We start from the raw sequence: 14,820 nt of genomic DNA, 5'->3' as shown, positions 1-14,820 counted from the left end.
AGAAAAATTGTGATCACATACACCTTTTTGCATCATTAATGCTATTTAAGACAAATAGAAACTGCTTTTTTATCAACAAATAGGTAATCTAGCGGTCTGATTTTGATGACCAAACATGAATAGTTAAAAGGATATTTTATGTTTACTTCACAGCTCATGCTGGTCGGTTATGTGTTGTTGGTAAGTCCATGTGGAAATGATTCTTGTGATGCAGTTCCTGTTACAGAAACAATTTATACTAAAGACGAATGCACAACACGGCTTAACTACTTAAAACAAAAAAGACCGGACCTTATTATTTTCTGTGGAGAAGTCTTGAGAGATCCTGAAGTTACTGATGAAAACCCTTATCTCACCCCACCAGATAGTGCAGACGATGTTTTCAAAATTAAGTAATTAATTTATTCTTAATTTTATGATTAAGATAAAATACAATTTAATTTGTTTTCTTTTTACGATATACTCTTTGTACTTGAATATGTAAGGACACGTATTAGGAGTCACTAATGTCTATTGCGAAACGTACCAAAGATAAACGCATTGCGTTAGGTTTAACACAATCAGAACTTGCTACTTTAGCAAGCACAACGCAGCAATCCATAGAACAGCTAGAAAGTGGTAAAACTAAACGTCCCCGTTTTTTACCTGAATTAGCAAAAGCATTAAATTGTGATTTAGCTTGGCTACTCGAAGGTAAAGAACAACCCAATGTGAATTCTGAAATTCCACCAGAGGATGAATGGCAACCAGTAAGTGAATGGGACAGTAATACCCCTTTAGGTACTGATGAAGTGGAAATTCCCTATTTTAAAAGTATCGAACTCGCAGCGGGTGACGGTTGTTGTACTAACGAAGATCATAATGGATATAAATTGAGATTTTCAAAAAGCACATTACGCCGTTATGGCGCATCTTCTCAGAACGTTATTTGCTTTTCTGTTTATGGCGATAGTATGTCACCTGTTATTCCAAATGGCTCAACAGTTACGGTTGATACAGGTAACACACGCATTGTTGATGGTGGCATTTATGCTATCGAACAAGATGCCTTATTTAGAATAAAGCTGCTCTACCGTCAACCGGGCGGTAAATTGATTATACGTAGCTATAATAAAGACGAGTTTCCTGATGAATCTGCGGAAACTGATTCTGTAAAAATTATGGGCCGTATTATCCATTGGTCAGTAATGGCATGGTAATCAATAAGCAAGGCAATAATTTCATAGTATAGAATTTTCAATAACAACTTGTCCTTTAGATAATAAAACCGTTTTATCTGCTAGTGCTCTGATTTCACGAGGCTCATGAGTAACCATGATCATCGTTATTTCCTTAGATTTTAAGGAAACAATTAAATCCCAAAGCTGATAACGTGTTTCCCAATCCAAACTCGAAAAAGGTTCATCCAGTAGTAAAAGTTTGGGTTGGCTAATAAGAGCTCTAGCCAATGCGACGCGTTGTTGCTCCCCTCCTGATATTTGATGAGGATAACGTGCCGCGAGATGCGCAATTCCCATTTGTTCTAATATCGCCGTTTCTCTCTCCTTGCTTCGTTTCTGTTTTGCACCATATTGTGCTAGCCATAAATTTTGTGTCACCGTCATAAACGGAAATAAATAAAGCCGTTGATTTAAATATCGACAAGAACGTAACCACACTGGTTGTTTATTTATATTTTTATCTGCAAGATAGATATCACCAGAGTATGATGTATATCCAGCAATCGCATTTAAAAGCGTTGTTTTACCACTTCCAGATGTACCACTTATTCCTAAGCATGTTCCTTTCTCTACGTTCAGCGAAACATCTTTTAATATACCCGTTGTTAATGAACGAATTTCTAGCATGATCTTTTCCTTTCTCGCTGCAAACGATGTAACGCAAATAGTAAAGTAATCGCGATAGCGATAAGAACAAGTGCACAACCTATTGCCAGAGTGAAGTCTCCGCTGGCGATATTTAAATAAATTGCCATAGGTAACGTTTCTGTTTTTAATCTTGTTGCACCAGCTAACATTAATGTAGCGCCAAATTCACCTAAAGCTCTAGAAAATGCAATGATACTTCCACTCATTAAAGCTGGCCAACATAGAGGGATCTCAATCAGGAAAAATGTTTTTGTTGGCGTTAATCCTAGATTTTGTGCAGTTTGAATATAAGCAGGATCAACAGATTTAAAAGCAGAGAGACTATTTCTCATAATAATCGCGCTAGCGACATAAGTTTGGGCAATAATAATACCCAATGGTGAAAAGAGAGAGCGAGATAATTCAGGGAAAACTCCTGTTAAAGGCCCTTGATTTCCTAACAATAATAATAATCCGATACCGATAACTAATGGAGGAGTCACCAAGGGTAAATCTAATAATGCATCAATAAAACGATGTCCTTTAAAAGGAATTCTTGCCATCGCCCATGCTGCTGGCACACCTAGGATAATAGCCAGACATAAAGAAGTTAACGCTGTACTAAGTGACATACCAATAGCAAAATGGAATTCAGGATCAGTAATAACTTGCCTCAATTCAACATAAGAAAGCTGGCATATTAGTGCAATTAGCGATCCTAAGATCAGAAATAACAACAAAAAAAGTGGAATTAATGCCCATCGAAACACGTTATTTCCTTTTTAAGATAGATATTTATTTTGCTGTAATAATGAAAAAAGCCACCAGTGAGTTGGTGGCGAAAAAACACAATTTATGTGAGAAAAAATCTATGGTTTCAAAATTACAGGAAGAAAACCATAATCAGTAAAAGCCTTTATCCCTTCAGCACGCGTAAAATAATCAGCAAGTAATTGTGCTTCTTTTGGGCTTGCTGATGTTTTTAAAACAGCAAGTGTTGCCACTTCTTCTGGACTGCCTTCAGGAACTGGAAGTAAAACAAGTTTATCTTGGTTTTTCATTGCATCTGCATATCCAATAATGGCGGCATCCACTTCCCCATTTAATAAATATATAAGCAATTGTTTAATCGTTGCTGTGCGCACAACAACCTTATTACGTAATTTATCACCTTGACCTGACGCATCAATGAGTTGCTCGCCACTTTTTCCTAGTGCGATAGCTTTAGCATCACCCATTCCTAGTTTTAATGAGCTATTAGCAAGATCTTCTAGTGTTTTAATATCACCCGCTTTATCTTTACGCACAGCAATAACTGGAATATGACGAACAATAGAATACTGATTAACGACTTGTCCTTCTTTATCTAACTTTTCAACATAATCTTGTGAACCAGGAAAGAATAAATCCCCCTGCTTAGTTAAATTAAAGCGTGTTAATATTTGACCTGAACCGCCATATTCAATAGTGACTTTATTTCCTGTCTCTTTTTCAAATACACTTACAACTTGCTCTACGGGTTGTTTTAACCCAGCTCCAGCATAAAGATGAAGCTTGGCTGCAAATGTATTATGACAAATTAATCCTAATGCTAGTCCTAAACCAGCAAGCAATTGGCATTTCATAAAAGTGGAGACCCTAATTATCGCTATATAATTTTTTATATAATGAATGATATAACTGTTTAAGGCAAGAGACCCATATAAAAAAAAAGAAAAATGTTAACAACTTATCATTTTTATCTTTTTCTTTATGTGTAAGCTTTACAAAAGAAACTACTCAAAATAAATGCTTCAAATATTTTATTTTTATCAGAGATAAGTAGATATTAAACTAGCGGTTTGCCGACAAATCCTCGCTTTCACGAGGATTTTATTGCTAATTATCTAGCTCTAATAATGCCAATGCTGTCACTTCATCAATCACAATATCAGTGGCGTAACCTCCTTTTATCGCCCCTATTGTTGCTTGAATATTTTCCACGCCACCTGCAATAAAAAGTCGCTGTGCTATTTGTCTTAACTGAGCAAGGCTTATGCCCATAATCCTAAGATCAATATCAGAAACTAAAGGATTGCCTTGCGCATCATAAAAACGCCCACAAATTACACCCACAGCACCCAAATCGCGATATTGAGCCATTTCACTGCTCGTTAAAACCCCTGTTGTAATCAGAGGATTGTCATCACATGTATTACCCACAACAAACAGAGCTTTATTACACTGATTTAGTGCTGAAAAATTACGCCTAATAATAGGCTCCGCTTGAAGTTCCATTGCTAGGCGTGCACTAGATACCACCGCAGGTACATGTAAATTAATACTGCAGCCTGATAACTTGTTTGCGATTAACGCGGCTGCTTCTGTTGTTTTAAAATCCGGCTGTGGTGCCACTGCACCTATCATTTGTAGTACTGTAATATTTTTTAATGACTTGGGTGGAAGATAATTACCCAATTTATAAATTGTTCGTCCCCAAGCAACACCTAAAATATCATCGTCATTAATTATCTGAGAAAGATACATCGCTCCTGCTTTCGCTAATCTTTCTCTGTTCATATTTAAAGTATGTTGCGATTTATTCTTTTCTTCATCAGGTAAAATAAGCACATTATTAAGATCGAATTTTGCTTTTATTCTTATGGCATAATCAATCGTAGAAAATACTGATGAATCCAAGTTAATATTTACGAATCCTTTTTCTCTAGCTAGATGCAAATATTTCACTACAGTGACACGAGAAACACCCATTATATTTGCAACTTCACTTTGGCTGAGTCCGTCCTGATAGTAAAGCCATGCAGCATAGAGAACGGGATCATTATCAAATAAACTCGCGTTTTTTAGCGAATTATTATCCATTTTAAACCCCACAAATTTTTATAAATCTTATGACTAATTAATTTATTTTATATTAGAGATATTATTGAAGATAAAAATGTCTTTGGCAAAATTAAGCCTTATAACACAAATAGATACATTTCATTAATCTACTAATAATATCGGCACCCTGATATTTTTCTTTACTACAAGAACCTTATAATACGTAAAAAGCCCTTAATAATGCCGTAAACAGTTCATATCGAGAAAGTTTTTTTTGAAAATGCTGTTTTATTTTGCTAAAAATAAAAATATTAGCTTTAAGTTTTAAAAAGTTTTATTTTGATAAAATTAAAATCACCCAATCCTTATTGTTGCTATGAAAAATCAAATTAATTTTAACAGGAAAAATAATGATAATTGCATACTCCACGGCACCAAATGAAAAAATCGCTAATGAAATTGCTCACTACCTCATCAATGCGAAACTTGCCGCTTGTGTAAGTTTAATCCCTCAAGTCAAATCTATTTATCATTGGAATAATGAAATTATTGAAGATAATGAAATACTTATGATGATAAAATCTGAAAAGAGCAAACAGCAAAACTTAATTGATACTCTTGTCGAAATACATCCTTACGATACTCCTGAAGTAATTATAGTACCGATTGAAAATGGTTTTAAAGGTTATATTAATTGGATCCAGACATCCTTGAATTAAAACAATGTTAAATTTCTAGTGAGACCTCTTTTCTAATATTTTTTCAAAAAAATGATAATAAGTTGTAAATAAAATTATCTTATATCATCTCAATTATTAGACAAATAACTCTTTGTAAATGTTAAATTAAATTTCTTATTTAAAATAATACAGGTATTTTAAATATACTTTACAATAAAAATAATTTTGATTTCAGCCAATAATAATACAGATGGTTAATTAAATAATAAACCGAAGATTATTAATTTTGTTGGCATGAGTATATTTTAAATATATATAGGCTAAATAGCTTTTAATGCTAAATTAATAAACTTACCAACATCTTATTCTTTTTATTTTCTGTTATAATAAACAGGCTTTCTCTAAATTAAATGCAAAAAGGAGTGAGTTGTGAAAACAAACAGAGTCGCAAGACGTATTTTAGGTTTACCTTATAATTTAAGTCGGTCTAAAAGGAAAGTGCGTTTTTCCATTATTGCCTCTACAAACGCTGAAAATATACCTGCTGAGTTAAAAAACGCAGCTAAAGTCTGTTTAAAACAGGATTTCAGAAAGAAAGCAGAGCACAAACGTGTCTATATGAAGTTAGTAGATGCTTATCCAGAGTATCTTGCAACCAATTAATATAGTTATACGTCAACACTATTTGATAAATATTTTTGTATTCAGTTTATATACTTAAAATATTAAAAATAGCATATCCCTTACATTACGTAAGGGATATTAGTATTCTAGGCTAGTTTATTTTTCCACTATTTATAAAGCTCTTTTCTTATATTTATAAGTACAACTTCTGCGATTGAAGGCTCAATTTCATCAGGCAATGTGCTTAGTTGAAATGCATTCTCAATATTCTTGATAAGAGTTTTACTACGTTCTAATAATTCATCATAGCTAAACTGACCAGCTTTAATTGCTAATAACTCATCTCGGTTATCACACCAAACCTTCACTTTTCCTTCTTGTGCGATCCCTAATGCAATATAGAGTAATCTAAAGGTATGCATCATATTTTTACTGTCGTAACTTCGCCCATGATCGATATTTTGTTGGTAACGAACATTATTACGTTGCTCAACCCACTGCCAATATTCATGATATTGTTTTCGATATGCGCTATAACCTTCTTTATTAAAACTAAGATAACCTTCTAGTTTTGCTATTTTAGAAATACTACTTAGCAATACATCATTAGCACTTTCTTTTTTTATTATTCCTTGATAAGTCGCTTTATCATCATAATAAATTGCATAAATATCTTGAGCATGGGCAAGTTTTGTTAATCCAATATGTTCTTGTTTCCAATGTCGATTCTCTAACCAAGTATTGATTAAAATTGTTTTTCCGTCTTCAATCACATAACAAAAGTCGAGAATAGTTTTTAATTTTTTTTCGACCGGATTGACGATTTTTTTGTTTAACCCTTGCGCTTTTTTAATCTGACCCTGTGCATAGTGCACAAATGTTTGAACGCAAGTTTTAGATAGAAACCATTCTGGTTTTATTAATGACATTAAAGGATGCCGATAAATAACCATATCTTCAGGTGAATTAAGTAGTTCTAAGATATTAGGATTAGATGCACACAATAGTTCTATAAATCGTCCTAGTTCATAATAAACGATATCATTGGTTTCATTGCTGACTTGTGGCGTGTATTCCAACCCATAAAAAAGATCTTTAGGAAGATAAAATATGCCTTTAATATCCGTATCTGATGTTTCCGTCGCAAGGTTATGAGAACGACTTCCAGCGATACTTTCAAATAAAAGGTAAGGTTTTATATCTTCAATGGTCAGTTTCATCTAATTTTTTCCTAAACCAATTATTTAAAATATCATTATCTGGCACTGTTCTTTTTACCAATTGAACATTTGTCTCTTGCCATAAAGAAATCACTAAATATTGCATCGCATCTGTTGGGATCCAAGTAAAATGCTCATCTTTATCTGATTTAAATTCTACTAGCTCTTTGATGGCTTTTTGTTCTTCAACAGTTAAAATCTTTATCAGCTTATCCAATTCCATTGGTGGAATATCACTTGTTTTTACTGTCCAATAAGCAGATAAAAGAGAACGTAGCATATAAAACCATTTTTTTAACTTTATTGGTTCTGCGCTAATTTCATTTTTTGCATTATTTTCAGAAGAATTTCCGCTCACAACTTTAGCAATTCCTCGGTAATGATGAACAATCACCTTAGGCTGAAAATAGAGTTTTGCAAGCTCAAATAACTCTTTTTGGACATTAGGATATTGTTGATAAATTATCGGTGATTGGAGCCACTCTAATAATATACAGTTCGATTTACGTAATAAATGCAATGCTTTGGTAATATCCCAAGCACCAACATCAAACCAACTGTTTTCTATCCATTCAAAGGTTTCTTTAGGTTTATCGATAGAAAGATAGGCATTGCGAGGACGTATAAAAATACCTCTCACGTCATAATCACTGTCTGTTGAGGCAAATCCCCAAGCTCGGCTACCGCTTTCCGCAACATAAAGTAATTTAACTTGATGCTCTTGTTCTATTTGCGGTAATTTTTTTAATATCTCATTATGCATGATGTCCTTATCTCCTTATTTGTGACTTTTTTCACTAATTTACATCTCAACGCTAATATTCTATGGTTATAACACAGACATAAGCCAAGACAAACTTAGTCAAATTCTCATTTTACCCATGTGTAATTAGGTGATTTATAAATTAAAATGATAACCTCACAACAAGCACAAGATATCGTTCTTAATCACTGCCATTCATCACCTTGTGGTGAGCGGTTTGCTATTTATTTTTGTGAGTTATCGCCTAAGCAAGACTTTTGGATAATCCGTTGTAACTCTGAGCGTTATGTTATTTATAATCAACTAGAGCATTGTTATATTGGTGTAAATGCTTATTTAGTGAATACCTTTACGGGTAAAATTAATATCGTTGGCAGTGGGGAAAGTGTCGAGGATTTTCTGCAAGATATCTACGATGCCAAAGCTGCTGGCAGTCAGTTTTATCTTCTTCGCCCTACCTTTTCTAAGGAAAACAAAATCGCATTACTTAATTTAAAATAATGGTTAGGATACGAATATACCGATACCATTAATTTACTCACCATTAATAGAAATTGGTTTACTGGTAAACGCCGCTATTTACAACATATACAGATATTATTAAATAAGAGAGATATTAACACAGAAATTATTTTAGCGGATAAAACTGAAGGTATAGTTATTATTGATAATAGTACATGGTTTGAAGAGGATATAAAAAAAGAATTAAGGAAGGTTATTAGGAATAAGAATTCATGCTAATGAATTTAATCACGGTTCATTCAAAACACAATAGATAAAAATAGCTAAAATGGTAATGTTACCCCATATAATATCTATTTATGATTTTTTATCTATTGGGGTTTTCTATGAACACAGATGATATAAGAAGTATTGCAGAAATCAGAAAAAACAATTTAATTTATATTCTTGAACATCATTATAAAGGTAAACAAAAAAGACTTGCTGATGCATTAGGTGTGGCACCAAGCATGATTTCTCGTTATCTATCATCAAAAGATTTAAAAAGCCATCGTGAACTTACCGATCCCATGTCACGAAAAATTGAATACGTGACTAAAATTAGTAAATATTGGATGGATGTAGATCATTTGAAAGAAGGTCATGCTGGATCAGAAAAAGAAGAATACATTCCGACAGAAATTAGCAAAATACTCTCAGATAACGTCACAACATTCATGTTAAACGATGGAATAAAATCAACAGTTAAACTCTCCATTGACTCAGGTCTTGCACAGTCAACGGTTAACCGCATTATTAATTGTGAAGCAAGTGGCACGGCTGAAAGTATTGATGCCATAGCTAAAGCAATGGGTCGTCATGCTTATGAATTATTAATACCTAAGAACGATAAAAGTGCTATTAATTACGATAGAAAAGCCTATTCTAAATTACCTTTAAGTGAACAAATATCAATTCAAAACTTTATTGAATTTATTATTTATAAAAATAATCCTATCACTAATGAATAAAATATACAAAAAAGCCACCAGTAACTTACTGATGGCTCTTGGTTTTTTAACCTTTATCAACTATTGCTGATAAGCGGTATTTTATCCCACTCTAATATCAATGAGTGGATATTACCAATAAATAACAGTTAGTTATAAGGGTAACTTTACTTGATACCTTCATCTATACCATACTCAGAATTTTTTTGATTTTTCGCTACTCGTCGGCGTTTAAGTTCTACCCTGACCCAAGCAGAGGATTCGGCCATGTCCTGCCGTAATTGAACGATCTCTTCATGGGTTAGCGTGTGCACCTTAGCTTCTTTTCTATCAGAGCCAAAATCAAGGAGGGAAGGTTTATCTGAGCTATGTGTCATACAAGCAAAGGTTATATAAGAGAGTCTAGGCAGCCCCCCTCCATGCGACTTAGCTTTCGCCTCGCCTCACTTCTGGTAGAACTGCCGAGACCGAGCGGCTCATGCGGACCGCTCAAGTATACATCTCCATGCGTAGGACAATGTCTACCCATGCGCGCTGGTGTGTGAGCTGCAAACAGCCATTAAGTCGCACGATGCGCTTTTTTCAGTATACATCTTGACTCACTTTAGCGTCTAGCTCTTTAGCGAAATTGTACTCCGACCACTTAGTAAACCAAGTCGAGCAATAGCTGATAACTTTTTTTCGACACGCCTTAGGGACATTACTTTTTTCTAAAATTTCATCTTTGAGTTTATCACTCACATATGGACACGCAATCAAATCAAGTGTCATGTGTGTGATTTCACTATCAATGTTTATTATCGAATTTTTTTGTGCATATTTTTGCAAAACGTATTCTTCAATTGGTTCTTTTAAAAAATCATACCGTTTTTTATTCTCTATATAAAACAACAAAACAACAATGGAGAAGTAGTTTAAATCTTTTTCAACATTAATGCCCTCAGAGTTTTTTACAATCCCAAAATATTTGCACAAGGAAAATTCATCAAGCCAATAGAACTTACCTAGCTGACGCATTAAAACAAGCAAGTACAATGTCTCAACTGGAGTTTCATTCCCTACCTTTATGTCTTCCAATACAGAACAAGAGCCATTAAATATAGAACGGAATATTACATCACGATATTCAATCCCCAGAGTGCGATCATTAACAAACAGAATAATCTGCTGCATAATTCTACAGAGCTTAATGGTTCCATTAACTTTTGGAGACATTGAATATATGAAGAATGAAAATTCAATTAAACTAACTAGCGCACTTACAAGTTGTTTATCAACATTTTCACCTTCGGGAACCTTAGTATAAACAAGCAAGATCTTTCTTACTTTTTTCTCTAATATAGAAAGGGTGTAGTTGAGTATATCCCCATATAAAACATCTGACGTATGGAGGATAGATTTAAAGTCTGTAATTAAACTTGACTTTCTGAAATACAAACTAGCTTTCTCAATTTCCTTAGTTCCCTCTATATATTCTATATTATATTTCAGCTTATCTGACAAAAGATCAGCAATTTTCTTTTTTGCTATTGTGATAGGCGTTATCACAGGCCTATCAAAAAAGTATTCTTTACTTTTATTCAGGTTAAGCTTGTATTTTGTCAAACAAAGGCTAATTGAAGACTTTATTTTAGAGAAAACCTCTTGGTCATTATAAAAAACAAAGAAATCATCAACATACCTAAATATATGGTAGTCAACCCCAAAGAAAACACTCTTTCCCTCCAAGTCTGAGGCAATATCATTATCAATAGCTTGAAGTATAATTTCGGCAAATATTCTAGACAGTTCAGGACCAATTACAATTCCATTTGTCTCATTATAGTTAAGTTGCTGCATCAAACTATCAAAAGCATTTGGAAAAGTTGATTTAGTTTGGCTAAGATTATTTTTGGCATATTCTTTACTGTATACAGCCCAAGCTATCGAGTGGGTATAAATAGAATCAAAACAATTCGAGATATCAAGCTTTGATAAAAAACTATACCTTCCCTCGCAATCATGATATTCATCAGATTCGTAAAAATTAAAGATACTACTATATTTATCGTATACAAAAAACGATTTCAAATTTTCGTAATTCTCGCCTTCAACCTCTATTACTTCACCATCAGTATCAAACTGCTCAATAAGTGACTTCTTATCTACATATGTACAACCAGCAACTCGCTTCGCCGACCTGAGACTAAACTGACTTTTATTGCAATAATAAGTGATCAAATCTTTATTGTTCTTGTAAAATTCTACAGCAAAAACTTGTGACCGTGGATGGATTAAAGATAAATGTCTGTACTGATCCGCTTTGTGTGATATATTAAATGTGAAAGGTATAGTAAAAGGGTTTATCTTCTTTGCACTAACTTTGCTGTACTTGATACCTTCTTTCTCAAAGTTCTGAACCTGCTTACTTTTAGGCAGACCAAGCAACAGCATAACAAGGCTATCAAAAGCGGTATCTTTTTTCTTCCAGTAAAAATAATCATTCGAATACTTAACTTGATTATCTACTATGAAGTTATAAAAATGCCTATTCGAAAATGTTATTGGAACCTCATATGGAAGCAGGTCTGAAAGGACTACTCTCTCAATTGGGAAATTGATCGATAATGTTTTCTTAGGCATCCTTCCATCCTTTAGTTATATTTTTCAAGTCAGCAGTAGTAAAACTTCTGAATACTTTATTTTCAAATCCCTCAACAAAAGAAAATTTATTCAGGCGCCTATATAATCTCTGATCTGTTATTGCTAGCAACTTATTTTTCAAATGCTTATCAATCTCTTCCAGATCACTAATGCCATTTATATACATGTTATTAAAATAGACGCCAGTAAACGCTTTGCTTTTGGCATGCAAAAGCCGAGTATTTCCAGTTAAAAACCGAATTTTATCTATTAGAAGGTCAGCTTTTTTATCAGGATTATATTTGCACTTTTTAAAATAGTTATCGAAAGCCTGATTGATACGATCTTTGTATTTATCAACCCTTTTACTGCTAATCCGGATCGTTATATCTTTACCTTTAAATAAAAACCTATACCCCAGATATTCAAACTCTTGAGCTTTATCCACTGTCAGATCAATTTCTTTTGTTTTATTATTTAATTTTAATTTCTTCCTACCAACAGCTTCATCTACAACTTGAAGATAATAAGAATTATCCTTTATAACATCTGGGGAGTATATCAATATTAAATCATCAACGTAACGAGAATAAAAAGTTAAATCCGGATTATTCACCAGCTCATCATCCAAGTCTTGCATATATACTTCTGATAAATAGGCACTTAAACCAACACCTCTTGGAAGCCCTTTATTACACCCCGCCAATTTAGCATATGATCTAAGAAGCTGAGTAAGTATTCTCTTAGGCAATACAGACAGCTTTGTGGATGCGTGCAGTTTTTTTATAATTAGATCATGCTCAATACTTTCGTAAAAATCTTTTACGTCAGCTTTAACAATATATTTAGGACTTTTATCCAAACAAATACTTTTAACTCTACTAACGATTAAGTTACGATGCGATTGCTTTATATTATAAGTACTTCTTATTATATTATGTAAATGCCTTGTAACGAATACCCCCTCCACGCTTTTCCCAATTGTAAATACATCTTTACCAGCAATCTGAATGGGTAGCTTTGATAATGGAAGATTATATCCCTTCCTATTTACCTTATTGCAAATATTTTCAATTTCATCATTTACAAAACTATTGTATCTACCCTTTCTAATCTCCAACAATTTCCGGATTAATTCTACTCTTTTCTCATAGCGTTCTTTTGTTATCACACCTTTTTTAAATCTTGATAAAATGCGATATTTAAACTTCTTTAAATCTCTAGTTTTCAATCTTTCTGTATATGCTTTTTCGAAGTATTCGCGCTCTAAATCTCCTCGGTTTTTTATATCAAGATCATAAATACTCCGGAAGTTTTTAACTGAAAAAGACTGTTCCATAATCGATCACCTTACTCCATTCCTAGCCCACTAAATAAATATGGAACTAAACATAAAGATTTATACCTGTATACTACTTTATCATTCTCGTTACAGTAATCAATATACTGGCATAAATCCAACGGTAGATTCTTCTTTGGTTTAACGTTAAAAAGACGAACAGTGGCTACCTGCTCTGAATCAACCTGTTATGGTTCATCTCTTCGGTATAACAATTTTGTCCATGATCTTTCCAGCTGTACGTATGCCATCTGTCAGCCATAGCTTCAATAGGCCACCTAAGTGACCAAGGTCGCCGTTGATTTGGACAAATCCCTGAACCACCTCATCATGCCAAAGATAGATCCCCCTGACCGACTTCGCGTGAGTAGCGTGCAGTACTTATACCAGCTCATTTTACCTACGCTAAGATCTGCCCCTTTTCCTCTGGCTGGCAGTACACTTTGATAGTGTGTCTTCATTATTCGTTTTACTTCATTGTTCATCACCTTTTGCCTTACCTTCTTGTCATCTGGCGGATTGTGCCCAACACCACTAGGAACTCTTCCGTCAGAGGATACTCCATAGCTAGAAGATTGGCCGGAAGCTTGGTGGAAGGAGTCAACCTCGACAGAATCGCCGCTACTGTTGCCAGTCTGATTAAGAAGATAGACAAATTATCTATCGGCTTGTGATGCTGTAGGAGTTACCAGCATTTACAATAATATCGAACAAGATCTGAAGGGGTTAAGTCTCTCGAAAGGCTACCGGCTTGAGTATCGAGCGTTCTAATAAATCAATAATTGACGTCGCAAAGTCTGAGTAACCAGAAAAAGAAACCAAACGTTAGGATAAAGCGCACAAACTCAGCCGAAAATCATAACCACCCGTAAAGTGGGTGGTTTGCTCTTGCCCTATAAGGGCTTGTTACCGACTGCGCCTAAATGACGCTACTTTCTCTTCGTTCAAGCTCAGTGTCTTTGCTACTTTGGCTTACCCCTTGAAGGGGTTTTCATATTCTTTATTGCTCAATTTATCCGAGATTAAATTCGACTTTTCTTGCTCTCTGATATACTTTTGAATTGTGGCTTCATTGAGTCCAACTGTTGTGACATAGAACCCTTCCGCCCAAAACTTTCTGTTGCCAAATTTATATTTGAGATTGGCATGTCTATCAAAGATCATCAACGAACTTTTATCTTTCAAATATCCCATGAAGCTTGATACGCATATCTTCGGTGGAATACTCACTAACATATGAACATGATCTGGCATAAGGTGCCCTTCGATTATTTCCACACCTTTATATTTACAAAGGTCTCGAAGGATTTCACCTATACTTGAACAAATTTTATTAAAAATCACTTTCCGTCTATATTTCGGCGAAAAGACGATATGGTATTTACACGGCCACTTTGTATGTGCTGAGCTTTGTGCTTTAATGCCCATAAACACCTTTCCTTATTTAAGTT

At 34.1% G+C, this 14,820-nt stretch carries 15 protein-coding genes; 6 read left to right on the top strand and 9 right to left on the bottom strand.

Annotated elements, in window-relative coordinates; all coding sequences use genetic code 11:
* The first annotated feature begins 138 nt into the window (after positions 1-138).
* Both GWJ01_RS14940 and GWJ01_RS14935 read left to right on the top strand, forming a co-directional pair.
* Positions 139-396: a hypothetical protein gene (locus GWJ01_RS14940; RefSeq protein WP_006532995.1), complete on the top strand. Its 258-nt coding sequence runs from the start codon at positions 139-141 to the stop codon at positions 394-396.
* Positions 397-506: 110 nt separating this feature from the next.
* Positions 507-1,199, top strand: coding sequence for an XRE family transcriptional regulator (locus tag GWJ01_RS14935; RefSeq protein ID WP_109401743.1), 693 nt, complete (start codon positions 507-509; stop codon positions 1,197-1,199).
* A gap of 21 nt (positions 1,200-1,220) precedes the next feature.
* Here the strand turns inward: GWJ01_RS14935 and GWJ01_RS14930 are convergent, their stop codons facing one another.
* From GWJ01_RS14930 to GWJ01_RS14915, 4 genes are all read right to left on the bottom strand, one after another.
* Positions 1,221-1,847: an ABC transporter ATP-binding protein gene (locus GWJ01_RS14930; protein WP_109401742.1), complete on the bottom strand. Its 627-nt coding sequence runs from the start codon at positions 1,845-1,847 to the stop codon at positions 1,221-1,223.
* Positions 1,841-2,617, bottom strand: coding sequence for an ABC transporter permease (locus GWJ01_RS14925; protein WP_109401741.1), 777 nt, complete (start codon positions 2,615-2,617; stop codon positions 1,841-1,843). Before GWJ01_RS14925 ends, GWJ01_RS14930 begins: the two co-directional genes overlap by 7 nt.
* Positions 2,618-2,716: 99 nt before the next feature.
* A complete protein-coding gene (gene modA, locus GWJ01_RS14920) occupies positions 2,717-3,472 on the bottom strand; it encodes a molybdate ABC transporter substrate-binding protein (RefSeq protein WP_161711251.1) in 756 nt (251 codons plus the stop codon).
* 253 nt (positions 3,473-3,725) lie between these two features.
* The gene (locus tag GWJ01_RS14915; RefSeq protein ID WP_109393958.1) at positions 3,726-4,709 is read right to left on the bottom strand and encodes a sugar-binding transcriptional regulator; all 984 of its coding nucleotides are present in this window, start codon (positions 4,707-4,709) and stop codon (positions 3,726-3,728) included.
* Positions 4,710-5,080: 371 nt separating this feature from the next.
* Between GWJ01_RS14915 and cutA the strand changes: the two genes are divergently transcribed.
* Together cutA and sra are read left to right on the top strand one after the other, a co-directional pair.
* On the top strand, positions 5,081-5,389 hold the full coding sequence (gene cutA, locus GWJ01_RS14910; RefSeq protein ID WP_109393959.1) for a divalent-cation tolerance protein CutA: 309 nt from the start codon (positions 5,081-5,083) through the stop codon (positions 5,387-5,389).
* 390 nt (positions 5,390-5,779) lie between these two features.
* Positions 5,780-6,013, top strand: coding sequence for a stationary-phase-induced ribosome-associated protein (gene sra, locus GWJ01_RS14905; RefSeq protein WP_109393960.1), 234 nt, complete (start codon positions 5,780-5,782; stop codon positions 6,011-6,013).
* Positions 6,014-6,141: 128 nt separating this feature from the next.
* Here the strand turns inward: sra and GWJ01_RS14900 are convergent, their stop codons facing one another.
* Both GWJ01_RS14900 and GWJ01_RS14895 read right to left on the bottom strand, forming a co-directional pair.
* Positions 6,142-7,194: a DNA polymerase beta superfamily protein gene (locus GWJ01_RS14900; RefSeq protein ID WP_109393961.1), complete on the bottom strand. Its 1,053-nt coding sequence runs from the start codon at positions 7,192-7,194 to the stop codon at positions 6,142-6,144.
* On the bottom strand, positions 7,178-7,957 hold the full coding sequence (locus GWJ01_RS14895) for a nucleotidyltransferase domain-containing protein (RefSeq protein ID WP_109401739.1): 780 nt from the start codon (positions 7,955-7,957) through the stop codon (positions 7,178-7,180). Before GWJ01_RS14895 ends, GWJ01_RS14900 begins: the two co-directional genes overlap by 17 nt.
* A gap of 147 nt (positions 7,958-8,104) precedes the next feature.
* Between GWJ01_RS14895 and GWJ01_RS14890 the strand changes: the two genes are divergently transcribed.
* Together GWJ01_RS14890 and GWJ01_RS14885 are read left to right on the top strand one after the other, a co-directional pair.
* Complete coding sequence (locus GWJ01_RS14890; RefSeq protein WP_109401738.1) at positions 8,105-8,458, top strand: hypothetical protein; 354 nt, start codon at positions 8,105-8,107, stop codon at positions 8,456-8,458.
* Between the two features lie 347 nt (positions 8,459-8,805).
* Positions 8,806-9,429: an XRE family transcriptional regulator gene (locus GWJ01_RS14885; protein WP_202611237.1), complete on the top strand. Its 624-nt coding sequence runs from the start codon at positions 8,806-8,808 to the stop codon at positions 9,427-9,429.
* 561 nt (positions 9,430-9,990) lie between these two features.
* Here the strand turns inward: GWJ01_RS14885 and drt3b are convergent.
* From drt3b to tnpA, 3 genes are all read right to left on the bottom strand, one after another.
* Positions 9,991-12,030 carry an antiviral reverse transcriptase Drt3b gene (gene drt3b, locus GWJ01_RS14880; RefSeq protein ID WP_161711250.1) on the bottom strand — a complete coding sequence of 680 codons (2,040 nt, stop codon included), beginning with the start codon at positions 12,028-12,030 and terminating at the stop codon, positions 9,991-9,993.
* Entirely contained in the window at positions 12,023-13,369 is a 1,347-nt protein-coding gene (gene drt3a, locus GWJ01_RS14875; protein ID WP_161711249.1) for an antiviral reverse transcriptase Drt3a, read from the bottom strand. The genes drt3b and drt3a overlap by 8 nt, the downstream gene beginning before the upstream one ends.
* 972 nt (positions 13,370-14,341) lie before the next feature.
* Entirely contained in the window at positions 14,342-14,797 is a 456-nt protein-coding gene (gene tnpA / locus GWJ01_RS14870; RefSeq protein WP_161711248.1) for an IS200/IS605 family transposase, read from the bottom strand.
* Between the last annotated feature and the right edge of the window lie 23 nt (positions 14,798-14,820).

It is taken from the genome of Proteus sp. G2618 (genome assembly GCF_009915995.1).
GTDB classification, from domain to species: domain Bacteria; phylum Pseudomonadota; class Gammaproteobacteria; order Enterobacterales; family Enterobacteriaceae; genus Proteus; species Proteus terrae.
This window is presented reverse-complemented; position numbering and strand designations above follow the sequence as displayed.

Coding starts and splice junctions, on each gene's coding strand:
- tnpA (WP_161711248.1), bottom strand. CDS start 14,797: ATGGGCATTAAAGCACAAAGCTCAGCACATACAAAGTGGCCGTGTAAA.
- GWJ01_RS14895 (WP_109401739.1), bottom strand. CDS start 7,957: ATGCATAATGAGATATTAAAAAAATTACCGCAAATAGAACAAGAGCAT.
- modA (WP_161711251.1), bottom strand. CDS start 3,472: ATGAAATGCCAATTGCTTGCTGGTTTAGGACTAGCATTAGGATTAATT.
- GWJ01_RS14890 (WP_109401738.1), top strand. CDS start 8,105: ATGATAACCTCACAACAAGCACAAGATATCGTTCTTAATCACTGCCAT.
- GWJ01_RS14940 (WP_006532995.1), top strand. CDS start 139: ATGTTTACTTCACAGCTCATGCTGGTCGGTTATGTGTTGTTGGTAAGT.
- GWJ01_RS14915 (WP_109393958.1), bottom strand. CDS start 4,709: ATGGATAATAATTCGCTAAAAAACGCGAGTTTATTTGATAATGATCCC.
- GWJ01_RS14900 (WP_109393961.1), bottom strand. CDS start 7,194: ATGAAACTGACCATTGAAGATATAAAACCTTACCTTTTATTTGAAAGT.
- drt3b (WP_161711250.1), bottom strand. CDS start 12,030: ATGCCTAAGAAAACATTATCGATCAATTTCCCAATTGAGAGAGTAGTC.
- GWJ01_RS14930 (WP_109401742.1), bottom strand. CDS start 1,847: ATGCTAGAAATTCGTTCATTAACAACGGGTATATTAAAAGATGTTTCG.
- GWJ01_RS14885 (WP_202611237.1), top strand. CDS start 8,806: ATGAACACAGATGATATAAGAAGTATTGCAGAAATCAGAAAAAACAAT.
- drt3a (WP_161711249.1), bottom strand. CDS start 13,369: ATGGAACAGTCTTTTTCAGTTAAAAACTTCCGGAGTATTTATGATCTT.
- cutA (WP_109393959.1), top strand. CDS start 5,081: ATGATAATTGCATACTCCACGGCACCAAATGAAAAAATCGCTAATGAA.
- GWJ01_RS14935 (WP_109401743.1), top strand. CDS start 507: ATGTCTATTGCGAAACGTACCAAAGATAAACGCATTGCGTTAGGTTTA.